A 26,956-nucleotide genomic window follows, 5' to 3' on the forward strand; every position below is an offset into this window, starting at 1 on the left:
GGGAGCTATGCTTATCCTATGATAGATTTCTGGTCCGCACTGGCCGCCACAGTGACTCAGGCTTTCGAGCAGGCTAACGCCATGACGGTGTGGGAGGCGATTGCCGTACTCCTTGCGCTAGCCTATCTGGCATTGGCGATGCGCGGCAACATCTGGTGCTGGGCGGCGGCTTTCGTCAGCACGGCCATCTACACCCTGCTATTTTGGGAGGTCTCCTTGCTCATGGAGTCGCTGCTCAACGTCTACTACATGGTGATGGCGGGCTATGGCTTCTGGCTGTGGCGTTATGGCGGCGGTGAAGATCAGGGGGTCGAGGTGGTAAGCTGGTCGCTAGGGCGACATCTCTACCTCATCGTCGCGACGACAGTGGTTTCCTTGGTGGTCGGTCACCTGATGGCGAGTCATACTCAGGCGTCTTACCCCTACCTGGATGCGGCCACCAGTTGTTTTGCGGTAATGACCACCTATCTGGTGGCGCGCAAGGTGCTGGAGAACTGGCTCTACTGGGTGGTTATCGATTTTGTCTCTATCTACCTCTATCTCAACAAGGGACTGATGCTCACCTCTATGCTGTTCATCTTGTATGTGGGGATGGCCATAGGGGGCTATTTCCTATGGCGTACCAGCATGCAGCAGACCAGCCAGGGTGATTACTCCTATGATTAGGGCGCGCCTCGTCGCCGAGAAGCCTTTCGAGGTCGGCATCTGATGTCAACAGGCAGTGATCTTAGTGCTCATCAGGCAGACGTGGACCGGCACGAATCTCTGCGCGCTCGTTTACCCGAGGCGGTTAATGCGCGGCTGGCCGAGCTTGGTTGCCCACTCGATGAGAGGACTCAGATACAGGTGCTCTCGCGGGGGCTGAGTAATCAAAATTATCATCTGACTAATGCCGACAATCAGCTGGTGCTGAGGGTTAACAGTCAGGCCAGTAGTCAGATAAGTGCCCGCGATCATGAGGTGGCCAACTGGCGCATGGCCGAGCAGCAAGGCATAGCGCCTGAGCTGGTATATGTGTCGCCTGACAACCGCTTCTATCTGAGTCGTTTCATCGACACAGAGGAAGATTGGAGCCGCTTGATGACGGCTAATCCTGCTCACCCGCTACAGGATGAATGCGTCACCCGGCCTGGTGCCGAGGTTTTACTGCTCGACTTACTCAAGGGCCTAGGTCATTTACCCCTACCTGAGAACCCTATCTCTGTGACCGAACAGTGGCTGCGCTACTATCGCCAGTTGGCACAGATTGCCGAAAGTCTTGATACGGGTGGTATGCCGGCCTCCTATCTCGAGCCGTGGCATAAACGATGGTTAGCGCTCAAGGCGCATCAAGGGCGGGTCGAAGCCGTGCTCGAGCAGCTTAATGCCTGTGAGTTGGCGCCCCAATACAGCCATCGCGATCTCAATCCCCATAACCTCCTGGTGAGTCAGGGAAAGCTCTGGTGTATCGATTATGAATATGCCTGTAGCTCCCATCCCTTGGTGGATCTCGCCAGCGTGCTGGCAACCCACAGGCTCTCTACCGAGCAGCGCCACAGACTGATCCTCGGCTATCTGAATGAGCACCCTAAGCTCAACGACAAGGCGCTCGCGGCTATACCCTGCGCCATGGCACTCTATTGGTATTTCGCCGCCTGCTGGGCACTGCTGATGGCAAGCCAGGGCGAGGGCCTATTGAAGCCGACTGTGCAAAGTACTGTGCAACAGACAGTGCCGCTGCATCAGGTGCAGGGCGAGTCAGATGCCAGCCTGCCACACAGCGTGAGCGACTATCTGCAATGCTTCGATGACTTCATGGTGTTAATCGCCTAGTTTAGCTGTTTTTATCAATCTGACCGCTTGCTGAAATTAAAATGATTAGCTAAGGGTCTATTAGGTAATGACAAATTAATTAGGGATTTTTCGTTATGCAGAAACTGTACGCTAAGTTTATTCGAGGGGCGAGTGGGCTCGACGGCATCGCGGCCTTGGCACTTAGACTCTATCTGGCGCCCGTGCTGATGCAGGCAGGTTACAACAAGCTGTCTCACTTTAGCGATACGGCTGCCTGGTTTGGCAACGCCGAGTGGGGGCTAGGCCTGCCCATGCCTGAGGTGATGGTGGCTCTGGCGGCCGGCAGCGAGTTTGTCGGCGGGATCTTGTTGATCTTGGGCCTAGCGACCCGTCTGATCTCCATCCCCTTGATGGTCACCATGGCGGTGGCGGCCTTTAGCGTGCATTGGAAAAACGGCTGGTTGGCTATCGCCGATCCCAGCTCCTGGCTCGCCAATGAGCAGGTGATGGCCTCGGCGGAAAAGCTGGCAGCGGCCAAGTCCTTGCTGCAAGAACATGGCCACTATGAGTGGCTGACCTCTTCCGGTAACTTTGTGATCCTCAATAACGGCATCGAGTTTGCCATTACCTATCTGTTCATGTTGCTGGCGCTGCTGGTGATAGGCGGCGGACGTTATACCAGCCTGGATTATTGGATCGCCCGCAAGTATCTGCCTAAGGATTAATCAGGCACTGGAAAGTGTAAATCCCACTGTTTTGGTGGGATTTTTTTTGCCAATTTGTTACCCTCGAAATCGGTATCAATGACAGGATAATCTTTGTGGAAGCGATCGAACTTTTGTTGACTCGGCAGTCTTGCCCCAGATTAGTCGCCCCGGCGCCCGATGAGGCGCAGCTAAAGCAGATCTTAGGCGCAGCGGTGCGAGTGCCGGATCATGCTGGCCTTACCCCGTGGGAGTTTATCATCGCCGAGGGCGATGGCTTAACCCGCCTGGCAGAGCATTTTGTGCAGGCCATGGAAAAGGATGGTGGCGATGAGGCTGTGGTTGCCAAGGCTGCCAACATGCCGATGCGCGCCCCCATGGTGGTGACGGTTGTGGCTAAGGTCACCGAGCACCCTAAGGTGCCGGCACTCGAGCAGCATATCGCCGCGGGCTGCGCCTGTATGGCGATGCAGCAAGCGGCCTTCGCCCTCGGACTGGGTGGCATATGGCGCACCGGGCCCTTAGCCTTTAATCGTCATCTGCATCAGGCCTTAGGTTTAGGCGAGCAAGATCAGATAGTGGGCTTCCTCTACCTGGGCACGCCTGCGGTGAAGGCGCCGATAAAGCCGCAGAAATCTGCAGACTCGGCGGTGCGTTACCTCTGATAGGGCGGAAAATGTGAAGCCTAGCCCCATAGCTTCGACTTTGGTCGGGTTTACTGAGCTGGAAAAACTGGCAAAGTGATCAGGAGCCTGCATCCTACCTATGCAAGGTTTTCACCCTAAGTGATTGTGTTGCCCGCTTGCTGCGGGCATTTTTTTGTCTGTGGGAAGAGGGAGCCAAGACCCTACTGCTAGCCCCACCATAAACGCTTTTTTTATACCCCCACGCCCACGTTGAGGTTCTCGAACCAGTCGAGGAACTGCTTTACCTGTTGACCGCGGAAGATCCTACCATGTTGCGGGCAGAGGTACTGAACATCCAGTTTTCGTACCCGTTTTATCCAATCATTCTTGGCCCGGTTTGATGGCATCCACCTCTGATGAAAGTAGGCCATCTTGGTACAGTGTTGCTCGAAGTCATCCACATAGATATCGGCCTGGGGATCCTCCAGCGCCGCGCCGATATCGCCGCTCATTAAGACCTTAGTCACCGGGTCATACACATGAAAGTTACCCGAGGCGTGCAGGTAGTGGGCGGGAATAAACTGCAGCTCAACCTGATCCAGGTTCACGCTACCGCCGTTATCGGCTATAGGCTCGTAGCTGATGTTATTCATGCCGAAATGTCGGATAAACCCCTCCCATAGCCAGGGGGAGTAGAGCTTGGCCTTAGGCAGGGTCTGGTCCCACAACCCGAGTGAGGAGATGATGTCGGGATCCTGATGTGAGGCAAACAGGTGGGTCAGCTGGCTCAGGGGGATGTGTTTGACGATATTGGCCAACATGGCCGCAAACAGTTCAATGCCGCCGGGATCCATCAGCAGGGCATGGTGACTGCTTACCACCATGTATTGGTTGGTGTCGATGATCTTATCGGGTTTGTCGGGATCGCGACCGAAGTAGAGCCATTTGTGTGTTGGGGTTTCGATGATCAGCTCACTCTTCATGGTGCGACTCCTTGTCGGTTACTTATCGGTAGAAAATGGATCAGGGGGCGGTGTTGCCAAAGAGGGTAATGGCATGGTCGACGCGGCGGCGGATCAACTGGGCCACGTCGTCAACCCGATTGGCCACGTCGTTGAATATGGTCTGGTTGGCGGTATCGACCCGGCAGGCCTCTATGCGGCAGATGGAGGCCAGTATGTTGGCGGTGCGCAGATTGCGTTTCAGGTCAAAGAGCTGGTTTTCCATCTTGTCGATGAGGCGATCAAATTCCTGCTGTAACTTGCTGTGGTGGGCCTGGGTCGCGGCGACGGCGGGGTTGATGGTGTCGCCAAAAGGGGCGCCATTGGCCTTGAGTTTTGCCCGCTGAAAATGATTGAGTGCTACCGCAGCGCGGGCGGTCTCGGTGGCGAGACGACTGGTCTGATGGGCCAGTTGATTGATGTCGGTCGCCGCCTTCATGGTGTAGGAGGCGAGATCGTCGATAAATCCTGTTAACGCCTTAAAGCCGAGGGCCGCATTACCCACTCGGGCCGATGCCGCCTGGGCGTTGCTGGCGGTGAGATTTATCTGTTTACAGTAGCTGAGCGTCTGATTGAGTTCGGCGGCGACAACTGCCGCAATGACATGATATTGACTGATTTTCGGCGCATGTTGTGTCATTAGAACCACTTCCTATGTAGAACCAATCACAGTATAGTCAAGATCGTCAGAAGTGATAGGAGAATGAATTGCTTACCTTAGAAACCGAGCGTCTCGTTCTGCGTGAGATGACGGTTAAAGACGCGCCATTTATGCTGACCCTGCTCAACAGCCAGGGCTTTCTCGACAACATAGGCGATCGCGGCGTGCGCACCCTGGCGCAGGCGGAGAATCACCTTATTGAGGGGCCGCTCAACAGCTATCAGGAGCATGGCTATGGCATGTATTGCATCGAACTCAGGCAAAGCGGCGAGCCCGTTGGTGTGGCCGGCCTGGTGAATCGTGAACAGCTGCCCGGCATAGATCTCGGTTATGCCCTGTTGCCCGACTATTTGGGTAAGGGCTATGCGGTTGAGGCCTGCCACGCCGTGCTTGCCCATGCCAAGACGCTAGCGATAGGCGAGCTGCTGGCGATCGTTAATGAAGGTAACGGCCCCTCGCGGGCGCTGCTGGAGAAGCTAGGCTTTGTCTGTGATGGACCAATACCCTGGGGCGAAGGCGGTGAGGTGCTGCTATATAAGATAAGGCTTTAATTCAATTAATAATTTTGTTAGCGTGTGTATTAGCGACGTCGCAAGCAAGCCTTAACTCTTAAAGGCTACCCCCTATACCAGATAGACGCTTATCCCGGAGCCAGACTATATGGGTAAGCGGGCGATTTCATCTATCGGTCATATGGCTTTGTTATAACTAAGGCATTGGAGCATCAACATGAGTCAGGACGCATTGAGAGGCTGTTTGAGTGGCGAGCACGTGGTATTGGAGCCGCTGCAGGAGGAGCATATACCCGCCTTATCTATCGCGGTCAGCGATGGTGAGCTGTGGAACCTCTGGTACACCTCGGCGCCCCATCCCGATGAGATGAAGGCCTATGTTGAACAGGCACTGGCCAGCGAGCAACGCGGTGAGGCCTTGGCCTTTGCCGTCAGAGACAGGCGCTCGGGGCAGATCGTCGGCTGTACCCGGCTGATGTCCTGGGATCAGACCCACAGGCGCATCGAGATAGGCCATACCTGGTATGCCAAGGGCGCCCAGCGCACCGGGATCAATAGCGAGTGTAAACTCCTGTTGCTCACCTATGCCTTCGAGACCTTAGATGTGATTGCGGTTGAGTTTCGCACCCACTGGCATAACCAGAGATCTCGCGAGGCGATCACCCGCTTGGGCGCCAAGCAGGACGGCGTGCTGCGTAACCATCGTATTTTGAAAGACGGCACCATAAGGGATACCGTGGTCTACTCCATCATCGCCTCGGAGTGGCCGAGTGTGAAGCAGAATCTTAAGTTTCGCATGCGGCAGTATCAGGACAACCAATAAGTAATACATTGAATCAGGGAGGATAAATGTCGGGAGATTTACGCAGGGCTAGCCTGGAAGATGCGGCCGTAGTCGCGGGCCTGTTTGATGAGTACCGCCAGTTCTATGGTCAAGGGAGTGATATCGACCTGGCCAACAAGTTTATCAACGCGCGCCTGACGCGCAAAGACGCGGTGATCTTCTTGATGCTCGACCCCCAGGGCAATGGCCTAGGCTTTTGTCAGCTCTATCCCAGTTTTAGCTCGGTGCATGCCCGTTCCAAGCTGATCCTAAACGATCTCTATGTCACCCAACATGCCCGCTGTGTCGGGGTAGGGCGGCGCCTGATGAATACCGCCATCGACTACGCCAAGGCCAAAGGCATAGCCACCCTCTGCTTAGAAACCCATAAGGACAACCATCAGGCACAGGCCCTGTACGAGTCCCTCGGCTTTAGGCTAGACCAAGAATTTTTAAGCTATAGCCTTGATATTCAGTGACATCTAAAGTAGAAATGGTTCAAACTCATTGCTCAAGGACAGTATTGATGCGCAAGATTTTTTCACTTTCGCTGTTAGCCCTGGTGGCCAATAGCGCCGTTGCCGCCCCCTCAGAAGCCGAATTGGCCTTCAACAAAGAGGTGCTGGAGTGTGCCGCCTATTACCAAATCGCCTCAGAGACTATCTCAGGCATGAATGCGCCGCAGATGAAACCCGTGGGCGAAAGGCTTAAGCAGTCTGGCCAAGATGCGGTGACGCTGGCAAAGCAATATCAAGACGCCGATAAGGTGGAGCAGCAGCTAGCGGCAACTGTCGCCGAGCAGAAGGCAAGCCTGCCGAGTAACAATAATCTGGGCAGCCTGATGAGCCGCTACAAAGGCCCTTGTCAGAAGCTGATGGCCAACCCGCAGCAACGTCTGGACTACTGGAGCATGGCAACCATGTAACGCTCTCTGTTACAGACAAAATTTCAAGAAAAGAGTGCGCCAGCGCACTCTTTTTCGATCATGCATGAAACAGGGAATCGACTAGACTGGTCTAGATAAGGGTGATCTTTACTCGCCCGTTTTCATGGAGACTCGATGAACATCTATTTTCTCATCGCCGGCATCATCGCCATTCTGACCTGTATCGGCCATTTTACCCTGGGGAAGCAGCGTTTCTTAACCCCAATGCTTGAGGCGGATTTCGATCCCATCGCCAAATCCGTCATGCACTGCGTGTTTCACTATATCTCGGTCTTTCTGGTGCTATCGGCGCTGGTGCTGCTGGCCTGTTCCTTTGCCATGGTGTCTAGCATGCAAAGCTATGGCTTGCTGCTGTTTATCGCGCTGAACTTTGTGTTGTTTGCCATCTGGCAGATCTACATAGGGTATTTTGCTGAGATGAAGGGGGCGTTTCGTTCTATGTTTCAGTGGATCTTCTTCGCCCTAGTGAGTGCCTTTACCCTGGCAGGTATCTTCCTTAATTAATCAAAGGGCGAATCTAGCGCTAAACCTAACGCTAGGCGAGGGGCAAATCTAGGGTGATTCCAGGGTGAAGAAAGGATAGCGCTAGGATGCCAGGGAAGGGGATAACAGGCTTAGTCTTGTATGAATCGAACTCTCGCGATAAAGCTAAGTCTCACGATAATAAAACTCACGAATATAAAGCTTTCGAAACTAAAGCGAGGAAATCGAAATCTCGTGAACCTAAAGCTAATGAATCTAAAGCTCATACTAATAGCTTATCGAATCAAATTAGGCCTGGACGTTATTCGCCCAGTGGCGCACTCGCTTCATAGCAGCTGTTCGTGGCCTGGCAATCATTGTCCTGGCTGCTGAGGTAAGTGGTGTTCAGTGCTGGCTCATCATCTTTAAAGTTGGCCCACTCGCTCTTGATGGTAGACAGCCAGCCATCTTCCTCTGCGCCCAAGTAATTGGAGACGTCGACAAAGGTCAGCCAGAAGGCATAGGCCACGATTGAATAAATTGTAAAACGAAACATGATTTTCACCCTAGCGTCACTAAATTAGAAACGCACTATACGCCGCTTTTTTTAAGAAATAAACTGTCAATGTTTTGCCGCGGAAATCGCCTGTCAGAATTGCGTCAAGCCAATGTTTATAAAGGGATAAACTTTATTTAGCTTTGTCTGATGTTGGTAAAAATGACGCCGTCATTTTATTAGCAAAAAGCCTGTTTTTTGACTCTTTGTGGAGAAACCTTGGAGAGTTGGCATTGTTTTTGATTTGGGAGGTGGAGGCTGAGATGGGATTTTTAGGTGGTGATTTAGTGAGCGATTTCGGCGCTCATTTTGTTAGTTGTTAGTCCAGCGTATGCCTGTATTCGTGTCTACATAGTGGAGTTGAAGGTCGTAACTTCAGGGTTATTTAACGCCTGTTCGGCGCGGGGAGGTTTCTCAGTTGATTTTCTGTTGAAGCGTTTACCAGCATTCGTGTCTACATAGTGTTGTCGAAGATCGCACCTTCAGGGCAACCTAACGCCTGCCCGGCGTGGGGAGGTTTGTCAGTAGATTTTCAGTTGAAGCGTTTACCAGCATTCGTGTCTACATAGTGGTGTCGAAGGTCGCACCTTTAGGGCAACCTAACGCCTGCCCGGCGTGGGGAGATTTGTCAGTAGATTTTCAGTTGAAGCGTTTACCAGCATTCGTGTCTACATAGTGGTGTCGAAGGTCGCACCCTTAGGGCAACCTAACGCCTGCCCGGCGTGGGATGTGTAAGCACTCTTTTGGCACGCTGTGAATATATCCTTATACGCTTCACGGCGGCGTCCATGCCGCCGAGAGCCAAAAGTGTGCTTACACTGGGGTTTAACCGTTTCTTCGATTTAGCGTCATTGGGTTGGCATTGAGACAAGCGATTGTTTTTCGATAAAAAAAACAGGTGAATATGTGACATAACATGTTGATAGCCATTAACAAGATAGATTAAAGTACCACCACTTAAGGACAGAGGTAGGCCTACTCGAATCAAACATCGACCATGCCATTCAGGGAGAGGAAAAGCCAACTATCATGCGCAACTGACGCCCTCAAAACTTTACTCTGACCCCACTTATTTTAGCTGTGGAAGTTGGGTCGTGGCGATGCCCAACGACCTGACAGAGGCAAAGAACATTGAGCATTGCATCAATCAATGCTGTGTAAATTTAATGCGCCAGTTCTGATTCACAGAATGGCCAAAAATCAAAATCACTGGATCGATACCGATATGACTGATAGCACGCAGACTGAAACTACCGAGAAAAAAATCATCATCGACTTATTTGCTCCTAATCTTCCGGGTAGTACCAATGAAGATGACCTAATTCAGAAATCTCTGCGTGATCAGTTGGTCGAGAGTATCCGTAATTCGGTTACCCTTCCTAACGCTGATAAGTCTGCTGAGCTAACACGGTTTATTGATGAGTCCGGTCGTAATGTGTTTTTTGTGGATGGTACACGCGGTGCGGGTAAAACCACCTTTATCAATAGTGTGGTCAAATCCCTGAATAGTGATAAAGGTGATGCCAGCGTCAGCATCAAGTGTCTGCCGACCATTGACCCCACCAAACTGCCGCGACATGAACCCATTTTGGTCACGGTGACAGCCCGTCTGAACAAAATAGTGTCCGATAAGTTAAAAGAGAGTTGGTCATCGAATAACCATAAAAAACAAAAGGAAGATTGGCAGAGCCACCTTGAGCAGCTGAAACGTGGTCTACATCTGCTTACCGATAAGGAATACAAGCCAGAATATTTCAGTGATGCTTTGAAGCTGGATGCCCAACTAGATTACTCCATCGGTGGCCAGGATTTGTCAGCAATCTTTGATGAACTGGTTAAATGCGCGTGTGAGGTTCTCGGCTGCAAGGCGATTTTGATCTCGTTTGATGATATCGATACTCAGTTTGATACAGGTTGGGATGTGCTTGAATCCATTCGCAGGTTTTTTAATAGTCAGAAGCTGGTGGTAGTAGCAACAGGTGACTTGCGCTTGTATTCCCAGCTGATTCGCGGCAAGCAATACGAGAATTACAGCAAAACTTTGCTCGATCAGGAAAAAGAGAGCGCGCGCTTGGCCGAGCGGGGCTATATGGTTGAACACCTTGAACAGCAATATTTATTAAAACTTTTTCCAGTACAAAAACGTATGCAGCTAAAAACCATGCTGCAGCTGGTCGGCGAAAAGGGGAAAGCCGGTAAAGAAAATATCAGGGTTAAAACCGAGCGTGGTATGCAGGATGTTGATGCTATAGAAGTCTGGCAAGCGATTGGTGATGCTGTTAGGGAAGGGCTTAATTTGAGGACTGGCTCTGATACGGATATGTATGTAAATGAGCTGCTGAAGCAGCCAGTTCGTTTATTAATGCAGGTACTACAAGACTTCTATACCAAAAAGAATTATGCCAAGCCTAACAGGAATGAAAGTGAACAAAGAGTCAATGAAGAAGTTGGTGAGCAATCAATCCCGAATTTACTTAGAAATGCCTTGTATGGATCGATGCTTAGTAGCATTTATCGTGCGGGGTTGAACTATGAACAACATCGATTTGGTATGGATTCGCTCTGTAAGGATATATTTACTTATGTAAAGCAGGATCGTGATTTTAATACCGGGTTTTATTTACGACCTCAGTCCGAGAGTGAAGCATTAAGAAATTGTTCTATTTACTTAGCATCTCAGGTAAGCGAAAACTGTCAGGGAAGTCTGTCCAAATTTCTACAGATGCTTTTGGTTGGTTGTGGTTCCGTCAGTATATTCAATCAGTTTGTGACCGGGTTGGTGCAGGCTGAGAATGATAATGGTAAATCAGAACAGCTTATCAGTGAATATTTAGCCTATATGTCAGTGGGCAGAAATGAAAGTGCCTCCCATTGGGCGAATCGATGTTGCGCTGTGATCGCAAACACCTCCAATGATGCCAAGGCGGGGGTTTTTCTTGGCATGGTGCAGCTAAACCGTCAAAAACGCTCAAATATACCCGACTATTTCAATGCATTTGATATCGATGCCGAGAAGGGCTTGGCAAAAGCAGCAATCGCGGCTTCGTTGAGTTCAGTTGCTTCAAGTAATTTGATGGATTTCAGTAGTGTTTTTAATCTGATTGGTGCTATCGCTGATATCTCAGCATGCCATCGTGAAAAGACCGCTATTGCTAAGGCATTTAATAAAGCTATAGCACAACCAACATGTATCGTTCCTCCATGGAGCGACACTGCTGCTCGTGCGGACATGAAAAAACCTGATAATGAGGAAGTTGAAGAATCCCATCCGGAAGCCGACAATAACTTCTCTGATGCAATTGATAAAATTTCAACATGGCTAGATAAAGTCGAACAAGTTGAGGCTGATATTCGTCCATCTTCACTATTGATTGGAAAAGTATGGACTCGTCTATATTTTAATCTGAACAATATAGCTGATGAGCATAAAAAAAGACTCTCCAGCGATTCGAATTCTGGGAAAAAAGCCAGTCAATCAAATGCTGCGAAAATTATGCGCTTTAATGTCCTAGCTTTTCTGCATGCAGCATTGGTTGAAGAAAGCTTATATCATTCGATTAGTAATAAGGAATATCTTGGTGAAGGGCTAAGGCTAAATCCGGTCACTTCGGTTGACGAGTTTGAGAAAAAGATAAGAGAAATGAATGTTGAATTGGATTGTGCGGGAAAAACATGGAAAGAGACCCATCCGTTGTTTTTCTTATTGATTAGCTGCCCAATTCTTCATCCATTCATCTTTCCTGTTGGAGGGGTTAATAGTTCGCAAAGATCCTATGTAAAAGAGGTAAGCTTTCGCAAACTAATTTCGGATATAATCAACTCTGATACACCTCAATATGATGTTTTGTCGAAGAGTGAATTCGATGATTTGTTCAAGAACGATACTCCAAATGAAAATATTAAACCGGAAACTTCACGTAAAACAATAATGTCACTGAATGCTGCCACAATAGCAGGTGCAAAATACCCTGATCCTAAGTCAGTTAAGGAAAGTGGTACTCCTTCTTCGGATGTCGAAGAATAATTACCTCCGTATAAGGATTAGATATGGAACGCTTTCTTCTTAATTCAACAGCATTGTTGCATCGTTTGATTACTGCCTCATTGGACGAGGTATCACTTGATGATAGGGTAGAAGCATCCGTATTTCTTACTCAATATGAGCAGACACGTAATCTGCCTGATCATGTAGCGAAATCGGCGTGGTCCTCCTTGGTGCAGGAACTCAAACCGCAAAATATGAAACTCGGCCCTATTGCTGCTTTACGTTTGATCGCTGACAAATTTGTTAAAAATGAGAAAGATGGCCCGAGAATTGACCTTTCTATGTTCTCGGAATGGCAAACTCTAATGAGTCGTGTGTCGTGCTTGCCAATTATGGCATGTCATCAGGTATTTAACCTAGGGCCTGCCAGTCGGGAATATAGCTTTCGTTGGCCTTTGTACCCGTATCACCCAACGGTTGAGGACTATATTACCCGTGAACGTCTGCACGAAACTCACCAACATCTGAATGGCAGTACCAGCGCAGAAGAGTGTTGGCTGGATGCACTCAAGCACCCAGACATGACTGTCAAAGATTTTGAGAAGGGCTGGACTTCTCAAGAGATGAAGCAACTCTGTGCTCAGATTGATTCCTCACTCGCGCCTAAAATCTTCAAAGACCGTTTGCAGGTTGCCAACAATATTCGCGAAATTCTTTGCCGGATAGCTCAGAACGTGGAGTTGCCAGAGTGGATGGCGTCATTGCAGCACCCGCAGCAGTTGGCGGACAGCACAATTCTACATCAGGGAAAGGAGTACAGGTTTGCGACGGTTTGGCCAACGGACGACAAATACAGTCAGGAGTCTGAATTTTGCTGGCTAACCGGGTTGTTGGAAAAATGGCGGTATGGTGCGCCCGAAGGATTGGAACGACTGCTTTGGGTTTACCTGCTGATTCAGAATCAGTATCTGACCCTGCTGGTTCAGCGAGACGATTTTTTCGGTTTTGAACAGTTCCAGAAATACACCATGACGGAGCTGAGAGAAGAAACCGAGAAATCTTATTTGTCTCGTTTCAAACATGCACATGGTGCCGGTGTGTATTCTCAGGTGCGTTATCTGGAAGGACGCTTTGCTCCGAAAAGCGACCCCAACAAAATGGAAAAACTGATCTTCAGCGTTTTGCGTGGGTATTGGGAATACCTGAAAGCGCATATGGTAGTGGATTGGCGGCATGACCTGCCCTTGAATATTCCGCAGATACTCGACAATTTTGAGCAGGTTAAGTCTGGCAGTATATGTGCCGAGCTGGCGCTGGTGCCGCACTTTATAAAGAGAAAGCCCAAAAAGGATGAAGTCTATCCTTACGCGTCGCTGTTCAAGGATTTGAAGAATCAGGCTGCTATTCTGATGGACATCCTGAATCATGAACCACGCTTGACACGTTGGATTCGAGGAGTGGATGCTGCTGCTAATGAGATGCACGCGCCACCGGAGTTGTTTGGACCATTGTTCCGGGTGCTAGCCAAATCCGGTATTGCTCATTTTACCTATCATGTTGGCGAGGACTTTCCTCATCTGATCAGTGGTATTCGCTCAATTGATGATGCCTTGAGGTTTTTGCCGTTGCGTAATGGCGATCGTTTGGGTCACTGCACGGCGATTGGCATCACGCCTGATATCTGGAAACGCTCTTTGCCAACCTGTTTGTCCATGACCAAAGAAACGCTATTGCTCGATTTGGTGTTTATCTGGCGAGAACTTCGAAGTCATCCGGAGCTACTGCGTTACGCCACTGATGCCGCTATTGACGCGGTTCGTTTGGCCCATGAGGTGTTTTCGCTGGAAGAAGAAATTTCGATTACCACCCTTGATCAGGTGTTTGAGTTGCGGGGGGAGTTGGCTGAATCGGAAGGCCTGCTGGGTGAATTAGATGGGCCATTAAAACCCAAATCCCTCTGGTTGGAAGAGTACGAGCACGCTAGAGAGTTGGCTAAAAAGTCGGGAATGAAAAGGCCATTGAACTTGTATAAGCAATGGCTGACAGATGACAACGTGCGAAAACAGCGTGCTGAATACGTTGAAGTTGACCTAGAATATTTGCCGGATGAGGCGTTAGTTTCATTGCAACAGATAGTGATGGCAAAAATGGCAGACAGAAACATTGCGATTGAGTGCCCACCGACCAGCAATACCCGTATCAGCCAGTATCGAGATGTTAGCGAGCATCATATCTTTCGCTGGATGGGCTTGCCAGGTGAAGTGATTGAAGGTGATGTCCCTATGTCTATTTGTCTGGGATCTGATGATCCGGGTATTTTTGCAGCAGATCTAAAATCCGAGTTCTATCATCTGTTCGTGGTGTTAACCAGAAAGTTCGGTTTGTCTCCAGCGGAGGCTTTGAGAAAGGTGGCGGAGGTGAACGAGAATGGACGGATTTATCGCTTTCACAATGTAAGGTAGCGCGTAATCATCGAGGATGATCCCCGTATTGTAATTTTGACACTGAATTCAAAATCATGGAGGTCAACCCTGCCGCCCGCGAAGGAAAACCTATGCAGGCAAATGAGACAAGCCAAAAAGCCAATACCATCATTCGACGGTTTACATATTCTTGTCAAAAATGACTTTAACTATGGTTGAGTTCTATTGTTTACAATAGTGGAGGCTGGCGGTTTACCGAGGGCGCTGATTTACTATGAAGCTAACCTATGTAAAGCTCGCTAAATATAATTGAGATTAGTTCGGATGACGCAAGATAGCGTTAGACTCTGGCGAGTCTAACGCTGTCTTTAGGCTTAGGGTAACGCTTGGATTATGAGCGTTTCTTCCACAGCATGACGCCGGCGACGATGATCACTAGCGCGATGATGGGGAGTAGGTCGTTAAGGTGGTGGAACAGACCTATGCCATTGTGTCCTGGGTGTGCCCAAGCCGCTGCAGGAAGAAGGCTAGCGAGTAGTAGTGAGGCTTTTTTCATTGTAATACTCCATATATGTTTGGTTTTATTCATCGGTTTCTAGCTCTAGTTGCATCAGCAGCAATTCTTCCCCTTCGATGATGCGGGTCTCATAGCTGTGACAACTAGGACAAATGACACTTCGTTCTTTAATGGTATGAGTGCTTTGGCAAGCTTGGCACTCGAGCACCAATTCTTGATGTAGAATCTCCAGCTCCGCCTCTCTGGCGCGTCCCTCCAGCTTGAAGGTTTCAAACGCCGTCGCCAGTAGGGCGGGTTCGACGCCGCTGAGGACGCCGATTTTTATCACCACCTTAGTGATCCTGCTCGCCTGATTGGCGATGGCGTGCTGTTCACACTGTTCCAGCAGGGCGGTGACAATCGAATACTCGTGCATTAACAGATCCTTGGCAGCAGTTCACCCTGGGGCAGGTCGAGGTAGCGGCTGCTGCCCCATGGGGTCTTGAGGACCACTTTACCCGGATGAGTCTCTTCCACATGGCCTATGATGGCCGCCTGTTGGCAGTGGCCGTAACGCTTGATGATCTCCAGTGCGCCTTCGGCTACCTCACCCGGCACGGCTAGGATGAAGGTGCCTTCGTTGGCCAGATCATGGGGCTCGAAGCCGTAGAGCTCACACAGGCCTTTAACCTCGTCACACACGGGGATCTTGCTCTCCTCGACATTGATGCCGACGTCGGAGGCGCCCGCCCATTCGTTGAGCACCGCCGCTAGGCCGCCACGGGTGGCGTCACGCATGGCGTGCACCTCTATGTTGCAGGCGATTAGCTGCTCGACCACGGGCCAGAGGTTGGCGCAGTCGCTGACCAGTTCAGATTCCAGGGTGAGTCCCTCGCGGGCCATCAAGATGGCGGCGCCGTGACGACCGATATCGCCTGAGACGATAATGGCATCGCCGGGACGCAGGTTTTTCACCGAGATCTGCGGCTTCAATACGCGGCCGACCCCGGAGGTGTTGATAAACAGGCCATCGGCGCAGCCCTTAGGCACCACCTTGGTATCGCCGCAGACGATGCGGGTGCTGCTCTTGTGCAGCTCCTCGGCCATGCTATTGACGATAGTTTTCAGATCCTTGATGGCAAAGCCTTCTTCTATGATGAAGCTGCAGCTCAGATATTGAGGTTCGGCGCCCATCATGGCCAAATCGTTGACCGTGCCCGCGATGGCGAGCTTGCCTATGTTGCCACCGGCGAAAAACAGCGGCGATACGGTGAAGGAGTCTGTGGTGAAGGCGGCCTGACCCTCGAAGTGGAGCAGGGCGGCGTCTTCCTCGCTCGCCAGGATCGGGTTATTGAAGGCCTTGAAGAAGATGGACTTGATCAGTCGGTTCATCTCCTTACCGCCACCGCCGTGACTGAGTTGTACGGTTTTTTCGTTGTCGGCCATGATTAGACTCCGTTATAGCGGTAATAGGCGTTACAGGCGCCTTCCGAGCTGACCATGCAGCTGCCGAGGGGCGTCTCTGGGGTGCAGCCGCGGCCAAAGACCTTACAGTCTTTCGGCTTGGCGATGCCTCTAAGGATGTCGCCGCACTGGCAGGCCTTGTGATCGTCGATATCGGCCACATCCAGTTTGTCGCGATAGATCACCTCGGCGTCGCGGTGGGCAAATTCGGGCCTTAGCATCAGCGCCGACTCATTTAGCGGTCCCAGGCCGCGCCAGCGAAAGTGGGGCCTGATGGTGAGGTATTGATCTACCTTCTGCTGGGCGTGAAGATTGCCATCCTCGCTCACCGCGCGGCTGTATTGCACATCGAGCTCGGCGACGCCTTCGACCTTCTGTTTAACGATGCGCAGGATAGACTCCATCACATCCACAGGCTCGAAGCCGGAGACCACCACTGGGGTGCCGTATTGGGTCACGGCCGGGCGGTAGAGCTTGGCGCCGGAGATCACGCTTACGTGAGCCGGGCCGATAAAGGCATTCACCTTGGCTTGGGGATCGGCCATCACGGCGTCGATGGCCGGTGGCACCAATACATGGTTGATATGAAACAGCAGGTTTTCAAGCCCCTGTTTCTCCGCCTGTTCGATTAGCACTGCGGTCATGGGGGTTGAGGTCTCGAACCCAATGGCGAAGAAGATAACCTGCTTATCCGGGTTATCTTTGGCAATGGTCAGGGCGTCCATGGGATCGTAGAGGGGGCGAATATCGCAGCCCTTGGCGCGAAACTCCGCTAGGCTGCCCTGGGAGCCGGGCACGCGGATCATATCCCCCAGGGTCACCAGGATCACATCAGGCTGTGAGGCCAGGATGGCGGCGTGGTCGATGCGCTCCTTGGGCATGACACACACGGGGCAGCCGGGGCCGTGGACAAATTCTATGTTGTCAGGCAGTAGCTGGTTGAGGCCATATTTCATGATGGTATGGGTATGACCGCCGCACACCTCCATGATGTAGATGTTGCCGTCGTGCTTGGCGGCGTGCAGGGCGATCTCCTTAGCCAGGTTGTGTATGGTCTCGGGATCTCTGAACCCCTGATATAGCTGCTTGAGCGCTATCATGACTGGGCCTCCTGCTCGTTCATCTTGGCGACGATCTCCTGATACAGGGCCAGGCTCTGCTCGGCGTCGGCCTTGTCTATCTTGTTCATCACGAAGCCGATATGGATCAGCACATAGTCGTCGAGGGCCAGTTGCTCGTCCATCAAGTGGCTGCTGACCTTACGCTTTACCCCAAGGGTCTCGACCGTCACGGCCTGCTCTTCGGGATGGAGTTCTACAATTCTTGAGGGGATAGATAAGCACATGACTATTGGCTCCTGTGGGCGTTTAGCCAGTCGACCACGGCGCGCATGCTGTCGCCATCCTTGATGGAGGTGGTGATCACCTCGGCGTCTGGGTTGAGGCGTTTCACTTGGGTTCTGGCTTCTTCGACGCTGAAATCGAAGTGAGGCAGCAGGTCGGCCTTGGTGATCAACACCAGGTCGGCCTTGCGGAACATGACGGGGTATTTCTCTATCTTGTCGTCGCCTTCGGGCACAGACACCAGCACTATGTTGAAATGGGTGCCTACATCGTAAGAGGCGGGGCAGACCAGGTTACCCACGTTCTCTACGAAGCAGATATCCAGCGGCGCCAGATCCACATGATGCAGGGCATCGTGCACCATGAAGGCGTCCAGGTGACAGGCTGAGCCGGTCTGGATCTGGAAGGCGGGAATGCCTTTGGCGGTGAGGCGGTCGGCATCGCGGGAGGTCTCTAAGTCCCCTTCGACCACGCCATAGTTGAGATCTGTGTACTCCTTGAGGTGCTCGAGCAGTGTGGTCTTGCCGCTGCCTGGGCTGCTCATCAGATTGAAGGCGGTAATCTTGTGGGCCTCGAAATGGCTGCGGTTGTGGGCCGCTTCGTGGTCGTTCTTATCGAGGATCTTATGGATGACAGACAGGGTCTTCTTGTCATTGAGCTGAGGATTGCTATGCAGGGAGCCGTGGTCGTGATGATGTCCGTGGCTGTGCTCGTGGCTGTGTTCGTGATGATGATCATGGCTATGGTGATCCCGAGTGATAGAGCAGCCGCAGTCTTTACACATAATGAACTCCAAAAAATCTAAGGCGTTAATGCCATTTTGCGCTAGGGGCCCGATGACTTCATTGACCCGGGTCAGTTTTAGGCAAAATCCTGTTAATCAAATTGGCTCGAGCGCCTATCGCAGGGCGATTTAGGGCGCGGCTCAAGCCTGGTTAATGCTTGTGTATGGCGTACCAGAGTTGCCCCAGGGCAATGCCGCCATCGTTAACCGGTACCTGATGCGAATCCAGCACCTTAATCTTTGCCATCTCTAGGCGTTTGCGTGTCTCGCTGAGCAGGTAGCGGTTTTGAAACACGCCGCCGCAGAGCGCCACATCTAAGCCGCAATGCTTAACCGCGCAGTCGGTGACCGCTTGGGCCAGCGCGTTCATGAAGCCTCTGGCGATCAGGCTGCTTGCCTCTGGCTTGTGCTGCCACTTAAGCAGAGCATCTACCATCTGCGCCCAGAGGGCATCCAGCTGCCACACGCCGTCGATCTCACCGAGGCTAAAGGCCAGATCCGATGCCGCGAGCTCGCTTGCAAGTTGGGCTTCGCTGACTTCATTGGCCTTGGCTTCGATCAACATGCCGGCCTGACCTTCAAACTGGGTGGTCTGCATCAGGCCCAGCAGGCAGGCGGTTGCATCAAACAGACGGCCGATGGAGCTGGTCATCTGGGTCGCGACTCCTTTCTGCCACAGGGTATGCAGGTTGCCGATGAGGCTGGCTGGCAATCCCTCGATTGCCGCCAGTGGCAGCGCCTTAATTTCATCTGGCGAGTAGCGCTGGAACAGCAGCGCCAGCATGATGCGGCGGGGATTTTTAATTGCCTGTTCGCCGCCGATCAGCGCCATAGGGCTTAGATGGGCGACGCGCTTGAAATCTGAGATATCGGCTAGCATGGCTTCGCCGCCCCAGAGTTGGCGCTCATCCCCGAGGCCCGTGCCATCGAAGCTGAAGCCCAGCACCTTGTCGGTAGTCTGGTTGACGGCCATGACGCTGAGGATATGGGCATAGTGGTGCTGCACCTGAGTGTAGGCGATGCCTAGTGCTTGCTTCTGCTGCTGCGCCCAGATGGTCGAGGCGTAGTCGGGGTGCTTGTCGCTCACCAGATGTTTGGGGCTGAACTGATACAGGCGCTTAAAGGTCGCCAGGGTGTCGATAAAATATTGCTCCGCCTCCAGGCTGAAGAGGTCGCCTATGTGCGAGCTGAGCACCAGGTTGCGGTCGAAGCCGAAGGCGATGCTGTTTTTCTGCTGGGCACCCACGGCCAAGGTTTCTTGGGGGACTTCTTCTGGCAGCGCCAGGGTTAGCGGCGCATAGCCCCGCGCCAGACGGATCACCTGCAGCTTGTCATCCACCATCTGCACCACGCTATCGTCACAGCCGTTGAGGATCTCGCGGTTATGATCCAGCACGGCATCGACCACCTCGCCGAGGCGCTCGAAGATCTGCTCGGCGTGCGTGATGATGGGCTCGCCGCTGCGGTTGGCACTGGTGGCCACGAGCGGACGGTTTAGCCTGCTGAGCAGCAGTTGATGCAGCGGCGTGTAGGGCAGAAACAGCCCGAGTCTGTCGATGCCGGGGGCCACGGCCGGACTTAGTGTGTCGCTGTCGTTCGCATCGCTACTGGATTCTTCTTTGCTGAGCGCCTTTTGCAGCAGGGTGATGGGCCGCTCGGCGCTTTGCAGCAGTTGCCACTCGGCGTCGCTGCCGCTGGCCAATGTCTTGGCCATGTCGAGCGAGGTGCACATCACGGCGAAGGGCTTGGCCGGGCGCTGCTTACGGGATCTCAGCTGCATTACCGCCTTGTCATTGGTGGCATCGCATACCAGATGAAAGCCGCCCAGCCCCTTGATGGCCAGCGTCTTGCCTTGGGCCAGCAGCTCGACGGCCAGGTCTAAAGCGGCGTTACGCTCACCAAGCAGGCGCTTATCCTGTGCCAGCAGGCTCAGCTGCGGGCCGCAATCCGGGCAGCTCACCGGCTGGGCGTGGTAGCGCCTGTCCAGCGGATTCTGATAGGCCGCCGCGCAGGCATCACACATGGCAAATTCAGCCATGGCGGTGTTGGGCCTGTCATAGGGCAGGGCGCGGATCAGGGTATATCTGGGGCCGCAGTTAGTGCAGTTGGTAAAGGGGTACTGATAGTGACGGTTGCCGGGATCCATTATCTCATCGAGACACTCCTGGCAGCTGCTCTTGTCGCTGGAGACGGCCACCACCGCCTTGGCATCCGCCTGGCTGTGCACTATCTCGAAGCGGTCGCACTCTTCGAGTGGCAGTTCTGTCTGGCTCAGGCTATCGATGCGGGCAAGTGGCGGTGGCGTCTGAGTCAGGGCCTCGACGAAAGAGCTAATCGCCGCATCGCTGCCTTGCAGCTCCACCGTCACGCCTTTACTGTGGTTGAAGGTAAGGCCCAGCAGATCAAGCTCAGTGGCCCAGCGATAGACGAAGGGGCGAAAACCGACCCCCTGAACAATACCTGTGATGTCCAGCCTGACGCGCTTGGTCGTTGCCATGGACCTGTGTAAACCGGTCGACATGCTATAGCCTACGTTTCTTCAGCAGCAGGGCGCCGATAGCATGGTTGTTGCCATCGATCTCCAGCAGCTGGTTGTGCTTGAGCGGGAAGTTCTTGCCGACCCTTAGTGCGACCCGCTGACACAGCAGGGGGTTAACCCACTCGCTGCCGGCCAGGGCCACCGACTTGACCCCAAGGTTAAGATCCAGATGCTCAATCCAGTTAGCCAGGTAGTCGGCGAAGGAGTCGTGCATGCCAAAGGCCAGTTTCTGGCTGTCTCTGTCGTCGGCCAGACGGAAGCTGATCAGGCTGCCCAGTGTCTTACACCAGTTGAGGCTGCGATAGGCTTCGCCGCGGGTGAGCGGGTAGTCGATGCGCGGCGAGTTGCTGCCGCGATGGGCCATGGCTGCGGCCATCAGGGCGTCGTTGAGATCGCTCACGCTCAGGGAACGCGTCTTGAGGCCCAGGATCACGGCGCCAACGGCCCAGAGGGCGCTGAGGCTATGGCGCTCGGCGGGCAGTTTAAGGTCCAGCAGCCTGAGATAGTCCTCGGGATAGCGCTGCTTAAACTTCTCCAGCACCTTGCGCTGTGGGCTCTGCTCCAGCTGATGGTAGATCTCATAGCCGTTTTCCGGCAGCTCCGGCAAGGCGAAGAAACGCTCGGCCTCACACTTGCCATCTAAGGTGTAGATCTGCCCGCCGTGGTCACGGCTGAGGTAGATGATGGCGCTGTTTTTACTCAGACCATGTTCAAGATTCACGCTATGCAGGGCGCACTGGGCCAGCTCTTCATGGGTCAAGTTAACCGGGCTCAGCTCGCTGCGGCGGGCCTCGACTTCACTGCCTTGTTCCAGCAGATAGTGGCCGCCCTGCTTGTCGCTGTGGCTGGCGTAGTAATAGGTGTCCTTGCCCGCCAGTAACACGGCATCATGTAGAGCTCGTTTTGGCGAGTCGATGCGCAGGGCGTTTGGCGCCTTTGTGCGGATCTCGGCCCATTGGCCGTCGATATAGGCGAGCGCCTCGCCCTGCGCGGGATCATTTAAATAGACCCAGTCTATGCCATGCTGGCGCAGATGTTCGGCCAGGATCACCAAGAGGCGGTTGTAGGCGAAGCAAAGATCGTACAGGGGCTCCCTTAATTTAGGATGATCTTTGATGGGCCGCACACAGATGAGCGGCTTCTCTATACTCGATAACGCCAGCACCTGAGGATCGCTCAGGTGGAACTGGGCATTGAGGGTGTTGGGATTACAGACAAGCAGGCGAGGGCGCTGGGGACTGGAGATCGGATTTAGGCTCAGGTGAATGCCGCCTGGCAGCTTGAGTTCACCCTGGGTCATCAGGGCCTGATACATGGCCCGGATATCACCCGCGGTGAGGCCGTGATACGCCAGTTGGATGCGTTGCTCGCCGTGGCAGCAGTCGCAGCTTAGATCCAGCTGGCCAAACTCTGGCGCCTGATTGTCGCCAAATTGCGGCGCACATTGTTGGCAAAACTCCTGAGTCAGCGGCTGGGTGGCTAAGGGCTTCTTGCTGCCTGTGGGGGCGTCAACCAGGGCGATGCGGGAGTCTGTCAGCCAGACGGAAATGAGAAAATCCTGGGCGATGGCATCGGCCAGGGTTTCCAGCTCGCTCTGTTTGCCCTCGGCCTCGATAAAATAGGCGCCGTCCTGGTGGCCAATATGGATGTTTAGGTTCGCGTAATTTAGGTATTCGTTACATAAATGCGCGTAAAGCGGCACCTGCCGTGAGCAGGTAAATTCAAATTTGATTGTCTTCATCTAGGATCACACCGCGCTTATAAGAATCTGGAATGAGCGTTTCAATGGCCAAATCCTTGACTCGAGTGACCTCGAAACCTAAGGATTTGAAGTGGTTGAGTATTGTCGTTTCCATCAGGGGAACGGCGGCGGCGACACTCGGGGTGAGTCCCAGTGTCATAGGTTCGAGTACGGTTGGCGTGCAGCCAAGTACGAAAGTTTTCGGTCTGTCTCCGACCATTTCCATCATGGTCAATGTCTGTAACATCTCCACCTCGTGTGCGCTTCCTTGCCAATCGATCTCGCTGGGAGCCTTGTCGAAATCGAAAAAATAGACCTCTCCCGGTCCCACGCCGTGGGCGTTGACCGTATCTACTACCACAAGATAGTCGTATTTACAGATAATGGGAATTAGCCCTTGGGCTAAGGTGCCACCATCCATCACATCGAGTTGATGGGACGGATGGCTAAAGCGATAGTTTTCTTGCAGGTAATTGACAAAATGTACGCCGATCCCTTCATCGGCGTACAGCACATTACCAATACCGAGTAACAGTATTTTCATGGCGCCCTTATTTAGTGTTTCTTAGGATGGTAGTCATAGCCAGAGACGATGGAATCTACCGAATTATGTTTAAATCTGATGCCGGTCCAAACCGCCATATAGACGTGGATCACCACGAAGATAATAAACACCCAAGTAAAGTAATGGTGCCAGATCCGCACCTGGGCCAGTCCACCCATGGCGCCTGTCAACCATGCTGCCATGTCGCCTAACATGCCGCCGAGGCCGAGATGATAGACATTGGCATACAATGCCAGGCCCGTGATACAGATAAGCACTGCAATCACTGATACGGCAAAGTAGGTGACAAACTGCAAGGGGCCGTAAACGCCTTTCTTGTCCAGGTGTCCCATCCAGAGATAGGACTTAAGCTGCACTATCCAGCTGTTGACACTGGTGACGTCCTTAAAGGAGCGCCGCTCTATGTCGCTCTTGCCGAAGAAGAACAGATAGGCCCTGGCGAGTGTGATGGCACACAGCACGAAGCCGAAGATCAGGTGGGCGAACCTCACCCATCCCTGTACCAGTACATCCGAGCTGCTTGGCGCTACCAAGAAGGGCCAGGCAATATAGAAGCCTGTGATCACAAGAACCAGTATGGAGAGCGCTCGCAACCAGTGAAAAATCCTGATCGCGGCGCTAAAGATAAAGGCTCTCTCATAGGGTACATTGGTTGTAGCCATGAGTTGCTCCTTAGTTATTGCCGTTTGGGTCGATACGGAACTCACCTAGATCTTGACCCTTATAGTCCATCACATGTACCGAACAGGCCATACATGGGTCGAACGAGTGAATGATACGTATCACTTCCAGTGGTTTAGTCGGATCTTCTAGCTTGAGTCCCATCAGTGCTGCCTCATAAGGACCCACCTTACCGGCGGCGTCCACAGGGCCAGCGTTCCAGGTAGTGGGGACCACCGCCTGATAGTTCTCCACCAGACCGTTCTTGATGCGGATCCAGTGGCTGAGCATGCCGCGCGGCGCCTCGATCATGGCGTGGCCGACATACTCCTTGTTGGGATCTATCTCTGGTAGCACATAGGTAGACTCGTCAACCAACAGGTTGTTGATCAGGGCATCGAAGGTCTTGAGACCCTCTTCGGCTACAATCACAGTCTGTAGCATGCGCGCCGCGGTGCGACCAAGGGTGGTGAACAGGGCTTCAACCGGCAGACCGGTGACTTCCAGCAGGCCGTTAACCGCATCGACCACCACCTTGTTGCCGCGGGCGTAGCTGACCAACAGGCTAGAGAGGGGACCCACTTCCACCGGCTCGCCTTGGTAGCGAGGCGACTTCACCCAGCTGTACTTGCCGTCGCCATCCAGGGTTGGCAGCTTGCCGTAGACGGTGTCGCGCTCCACAAAACCTGTGTAGTTAGGCACTGTGGTACCGTCATAAGGATGCTGTGGCTCGTTGGCATCGTACCAGGCGTGGCTCACGTCTTCTTTAATCAGATCCGGGTTGATGTCGGTGACATTGGCCAGATCGCCGTTCATGATCACGCCCTGGTCGAACATGTACTGTCCGTCGGCCAACACGAAGTCGTTGGTGGCCAGGAAGTTCTTCACATTGACGCCGCCCAGCACGCTAGGCTCGCCGCCGAAGGCTTCGGCCGCCATGACGATATCGGCCTTATAGGCACGGTGGATAAAGTCGGTCACTATGGCGTGCTTCTGTTTCCACTCCTGCAGACGGGCAGGGCTTAACATGTCGCGCACCGAGGTGACACCACCGACGACCAGTGACTGTGGATGGGGCTGCTTACCACCGAAGATGGCCAGCATCTCGGCCGCAACGCGTTGGACTTCCAGTGCCTTGAGGTAGTGAGACAGGGCGATCAGGTTCTGCTCAGGGGTAAACTTATAGGTGCCGTTGCCCCAGTAGGCGTTGGCGAAGGGGCCGAGCTTACCGGTTTCGACGAAGCCTTTGACGCGCTCTTGTACCGCGCGCAGTTCACCCTCGCCGGCGGCGATAGGCTTGTCTGTGTACTTGAGGGCCACTTGTGCGGCGGCGGCCGGATCGGCATTCAGCGCCGAGACTACATCTACCCAGTCCAGGCCGTGTAGGTGGTAGAAGTGCACTATATGGTCATGCATGTAGAGGGATGTCTGCATGAGCGAGCGAAGGTATTTGGCGTTAAGCGGGATCTTCACCCCTAAGGCGTTTTCCACCGCCTCGGTACCACAACGATAGTGTGAATAGGTACAGACACCACAGATACGCTGCACGATCAGGCCAACGTCCATCGGCGTACGGCCCTTGAGGATCACCTCGATGCCGCGCCACAGGGTGGAGGAGGACCAGGCTTTTTGAACAACATTATTTTCGTCGACTTCGACCTCGACGCGCAGATGGCCTTCGATACGAGTGATAGGGTCGATAACTACACGTTTGCTCATTGAATTAGTCCTCCTTCGAATTGGCAAATACGCTGGCAACAGCATGAGCGCCGATACCTACAGCTGTGGCACCCAAGATCACTGCGCCGACGGTATCGGCCGTTGCGTCCAGTCCGTGAAGGAGCTGTCTGCCAAGGGGTTTTTCAAAGTCGGCCATGTCGTCCCAGAAGTTAGGCTCGGAGCAGCCCATACATCCGTGACCCGCAAGTACCGGCCAACTGGTGTGGTGATTGAATCTTTCTGTGGGGCAATTGTTATAGGTATAAGGCCCTTTACATCCCACTTTATAGAGGCAGTAGCCTTCTTTCGCGCCTTCATCGCCAAACTGCTCGACGAACTCGCCCGCGTCGAAGCGGCCGCGACGCTCACAGTTATCGTGAACCCGTGCGCCGTAGGCCCACTTAGGACGGTTGAACATATCCAGTGCTGGCAGCTTGCCGAACATGATGAAATACATCAGGGTGCCGACAATGTTCTTCTCGCTTGGTGGACAGCCACCCAGGTTGACCACTGTCTTGTTGACCACCTTGTCGACGCCCTTGGCACCGGTTGGGTTAGGAGCGGCAGCCTGTACACCACCGAAGGAGGCACAGGTACCTACAGAGACGATCGCTGCGGCGCCTTCGGCGGCGTGGTGGATGATCTCAAGGCCGGTGTGACCCTTACAGCCAACGGTGAGGAAGGCACCGTTATTGGCGGTGGGGATGGCACCCTCTACGGCCAGCAGGTAGTTACCCTTGTAGGCCTCCAGTGCGTGTTCCAGGTTTTCTTCGGCTTGCCAACCGGCGGCGGCCATCAGGGTTTCATGGTATTCCAATGAAACATGGTCGAAGATCAGCGAGTCGAGGTTAGGAGTATCGGCACGAACCAGAGATTCTGAGCAGCCGGTACATTCCGCCATGTGCAACCAGATCAGTGGCACGCGATCCGCCAATTCGGCGGCTTCGGCAACCAGAGTGCTAAAGGGGAGCGGCAACGCTAACATGGCGGTGACGGCGGCGCTCCATTTCATAAAGTCTCGGCGGGTAATGCCATGCTCTTCCATCTTGTCTTGCAATGTATGAGCATGACGAGGCGCTAAGCGACGTAACTCTTCGAGGCGTGCTTGGCCTTGTTGGTATAAGGCGGCATGTGTGTCCATGGTTAACCCTTTGTTTTCATTTTGATGCGAAA

26 protein-coding genes are annotated in these 26,956 nt (G+C 53.1%); 11 read left to right on the top strand and 15 right to left on the bottom strand.

Annotation, left to right across the window (positions count from 1 at the left end):
* The first annotated feature begins 18 nt into the window (after positions 1–18).
* From pnuC to GNT65_RS00285, 4 genes are all read left to right on the top strand, one after another.
* On the top strand, positions 19–666 hold the full coding sequence (gene pnuC, locus GNT65_RS00270) for a nicotinamide riboside transporter PnuC (protein ID WP_160793151.1): 648 nt from the start codon (positions 19–21) through the stop codon (positions 664–666).
* 42 nt (positions 667–708) lie between these two features.
* The gene (locus GNT65_RS00275; protein WP_160793152.1) at positions 709–1,812 is read left to right on the top strand and encodes a phosphotransferase; all 1,104 of its coding nucleotides are present in this window, start codon (positions 709–711) and stop codon (positions 1,810–1,812) included.
* 95 nt (positions 1,813–1,907) lie between these two features.
* A complete protein-coding gene (locus GNT65_RS00280; protein ID WP_160793153.1) occupies positions 1,908–2,498 on the top strand; it encodes an HvfX family Cu-binding RiPP maturation protein in 591 nt (196 codons plus the stop codon).
* Positions 2,499–2,593: 95 nt separating this feature from the next.
* Positions 2,594–3,142: an NAD(P)H nitroreductase gene (locus GNT65_RS00285; protein WP_160793154.1), complete on the top strand. Its 549-nt coding sequence runs from the start codon at positions 2,594–2,596 to the stop codon at positions 3,140–3,142.
* Positions 3,143–3,354: 212 nt separating this feature from the next.
* Here the strand turns inward: GNT65_RS00285 and GNT65_RS00290 are convergent, their stop codons facing one another.
* Together GNT65_RS00290 and GNT65_RS00295 are read right to left on the bottom strand one after the other, a co-directional pair.
* Positions 3,355–4,086: an oxygen-binding di-iron domain-containing protein gene (locus tag GNT65_RS00290; protein WP_160793155.1), complete on the bottom strand. Its 732-nt coding sequence runs from the start codon at positions 4,084–4,086 to the stop codon at positions 3,355–3,357.
* Between the two features lie 40 nt (positions 4,087–4,126).
* A complete protein-coding gene (locus GNT65_RS00295) occupies positions 4,127–4,744 on the bottom strand; it encodes a chemotaxis protein (protein ID WP_160793156.1) in 618 nt (205 codons plus the stop codon).
* 68 nt (positions 4,745–4,812) lie between these two features.
* Between GNT65_RS00295 and GNT65_RS00300 the strand changes: the two genes are divergently transcribed.
* The 5 genes from GNT65_RS00300 to GNT65_RS00320 all read left to right on the top strand — a co-directional run bounded on the left by GNT65_RS00300 (position 4,813) and on the right by GNT65_RS00320 (position 7,550).
* Positions 4,813–5,316 carry a GNAT family N-acetyltransferase gene (locus GNT65_RS00300; protein ID WP_160793157.1) on the top strand — a complete coding sequence of 168 codons (504 nt, stop codon included), beginning with the start codon at positions 4,813–4,815 and terminating at the stop codon, positions 5,314–5,316.
* A gap of 178 nt (positions 5,317–5,494) precedes the next feature.
* The gene (locus tag GNT65_RS00305; RefSeq protein ID WP_160793158.1) at positions 5,495–6,100 is read left to right on the top strand and encodes a GNAT family N-acetyltransferase; all 606 of its coding nucleotides are present in this window, start codon (positions 5,495–5,497) and stop codon (positions 6,098–6,100) included.
* 26 nt (positions 6,101–6,126) lie between these two features.
* The gene (locus GNT65_RS00310; protein WP_160793159.1) at positions 6,127–6,579 is read left to right on the top strand and encodes a GNAT family N-acetyltransferase; all 453 of its coding nucleotides are present in this window, start codon (positions 6,127–6,129) and stop codon (positions 6,577–6,579) included.
* Positions 6,580–6,626: 47 nt separating this feature from the next.
* Complete coding sequence (locus GNT65_RS00315; protein WP_160793160.1) at positions 6,627–7,025, top strand: hypothetical protein; 399 nt, start codon at positions 6,627–6,629, stop codon at positions 7,023–7,025.
* Between the two features lie 135 nt (positions 7,026–7,160).
* Positions 7,161–7,550, top strand: coding sequence for a hypothetical protein (locus GNT65_RS00320; protein ID WP_160793161.1), 390 nt, complete (start codon positions 7,161–7,163; stop codon positions 7,548–7,550).
* A 280-nt stretch (positions 7,551–7,830) separates the two neighbouring features.
* Here the strand turns inward: GNT65_RS00320 and GNT65_RS00325 are convergent, their stop codons facing one another.
* The gene (locus GNT65_RS00325; protein ID WP_041511464.1) at positions 7,831–8,064 is read right to left on the bottom strand and encodes a hypothetical protein; all 234 of its coding nucleotides are present in this window, start codon (positions 8,062–8,064) and stop codon (positions 7,831–7,833) included.
* Between the two features lie 1,189 nt (positions 8,065–9,253).
* On the opposite strand from GNT65_RS00325, the gene GNT65_RS00330 reads away from it, so the two are divergent.
* A complete protein-coding gene (locus GNT65_RS00330; protein WP_219822449.1) occupies positions 9,254–12,088 on the top strand; it encodes a hypothetical protein in 2,835 nt (944 codons plus the stop codon).
* A gap of 23 nt (positions 12,089–12,111) precedes the next feature.
* The gene (locus GNT65_RS00335) at positions 12,112–14,511 is read left to right on the top strand and encodes an amidohydrolase family protein (protein ID WP_160793162.1); all 2,400 of its coding nucleotides are present in this window, start codon (positions 12,112–12,114) and stop codon (positions 14,509–14,511) included.
* 352 nt (positions 14,512–14,863) lie between these two features.
* On the opposite strand, the gene GNT65_RS20485 is transcribed toward GNT65_RS00335, so the two are convergent.
* The 12 genes from GNT65_RS20485 to hyaA all read right to left on the bottom strand — a co-directional run bounded on the left by GNT65_RS20485 (position 14,864) and on the right by hyaA (position 26,924).
* On the bottom strand, positions 14,864–15,028 hold the full coding sequence (locus GNT65_RS20485; protein ID WP_181006099.1) for a hypothetical protein: 165 nt from the start codon (positions 15,026–15,028) through the stop codon (positions 14,864–14,866).
* Positions 15,029–15,053: 25 nt separating this feature from the next.
* Positions 15,054–15,404 (bottom strand): hydrogenase/urease nickel incorporation protein HypA, encoded by a 351-nt coding sequence (hypA, locus tag GNT65_RS00340; protein WP_160793163.1) that lies wholly within the window; start codon positions 15,402–15,404, stop codon positions 15,054–15,056.
* Positions 15,404–16,414 (bottom strand): hydrogenase expression/formation protein HypE, encoded by a 1,011-nt coding sequence (gene hypE / locus GNT65_RS00345; RefSeq protein ID WP_160793164.1) that lies wholly within the window; start codon positions 16,412–16,414, stop codon positions 15,404–15,406. The genes hypA and hypE overlap by 1 nt, the downstream gene beginning before the upstream one ends.
* Before the next feature lie 2 nt (positions 16,415–16,416).
* Positions 16,417–17,532, bottom strand: coding sequence for a hydrogenase formation protein HypD (gene hypD / locus GNT65_RS00350; protein ID WP_160793165.1), 1,116 nt, complete (start codon positions 17,530–17,532; stop codon positions 16,417–16,419).
* Positions 17,529–17,777: a HypC/HybG/HupF family hydrogenase formation chaperone gene (locus GNT65_RS00355; protein ID WP_160793166.1), complete on the bottom strand. Its 249-nt coding sequence runs from the start codon at positions 17,775–17,777 to the stop codon at positions 17,529–17,531. Before GNT65_RS00355 ends, hypD begins: the two co-directional genes overlap by 4 nt.
* 2 nt (positions 17,778–17,779) lie before the next feature.
* Positions 17,780–18,559 carry a hydrogenase nickel incorporation protein HypB gene (gene hypB, locus GNT65_RS00360; RefSeq protein WP_160793167.1) on the bottom strand — a complete coding sequence of 260 codons (780 nt, stop codon included), beginning with the start codon at positions 18,557–18,559 and terminating at the stop codon, positions 17,780–17,782.
* Positions 18,560–18,710: 151 nt separating this feature from the next.
* Positions 18,711–21,080: a carbamoyltransferase HypF gene (hypF, locus tag GNT65_RS00365; protein WP_244952057.1), complete on the bottom strand. Its 2,370-nt coding sequence runs from the start codon at positions 21,078–21,080 to the stop codon at positions 18,711–18,713.
* 1 nt (position 21,081) lies between these two features.
* A complete protein-coding gene (locus GNT65_RS00370; RefSeq protein WP_160793168.1) occupies positions 21,082–22,839 on the bottom strand; it encodes a NiFe hydrogenase in 1,758 nt (585 codons plus the stop codon).
* On the bottom strand, positions 22,820–23,383 hold the full coding sequence (locus tag GNT65_RS00375; RefSeq protein WP_160793169.1) for a HyaD/HybD family hydrogenase maturation endopeptidase: 564 nt from the start codon (positions 23,381–23,383) through the stop codon (positions 22,820–22,822). Before GNT65_RS00375 ends, GNT65_RS00370 begins: the two co-directional genes overlap by 20 nt.
* Before the next feature lie 11 nt (positions 23,384–23,394).
* Positions 23,395–24,066 (bottom strand): Ni/Fe-hydrogenase, b-type cytochrome subunit, encoded by a 672-nt coding sequence (gene cybH, locus GNT65_RS00380; protein WP_160793170.1) that lies wholly within the window; start codon positions 24,064–24,066, stop codon positions 23,395–23,397.
* Between the two features lie 10 nt (positions 24,067–24,076).
* Positions 24,077–25,783: a nickel-dependent hydrogenase large subunit gene (hyaB, locus tag GNT65_RS00385; RefSeq protein ID WP_160793171.1), complete on the bottom strand. Its 1,707-nt coding sequence runs from the start codon at positions 25,781–25,783 to the stop codon at positions 24,077–24,079.
* Positions 25,784–25,787: 4 nt separating this feature from the next.
* On the bottom strand, positions 25,788–26,924 hold the full coding sequence (hyaA, locus tag GNT65_RS00390) for a nickel-dependent hydrogenase small subunit (protein ID WP_160793172.1): 1,137 nt from the start codon (positions 26,922–26,924) through the stop codon (positions 25,788–25,790).
* Positions 26,925–26,956 lie beyond the last annotated feature (32 nt).

Origin of the sequence: Shewanella insulae, assembly GCF_009831655.1 — a bacterium.
GTDB classification, from domain to species: domain Bacteria; phylum Pseudomonadota; class Gammaproteobacteria; order Enterobacterales; family Shewanellaceae; genus Shewanella; species Shewanella insulae.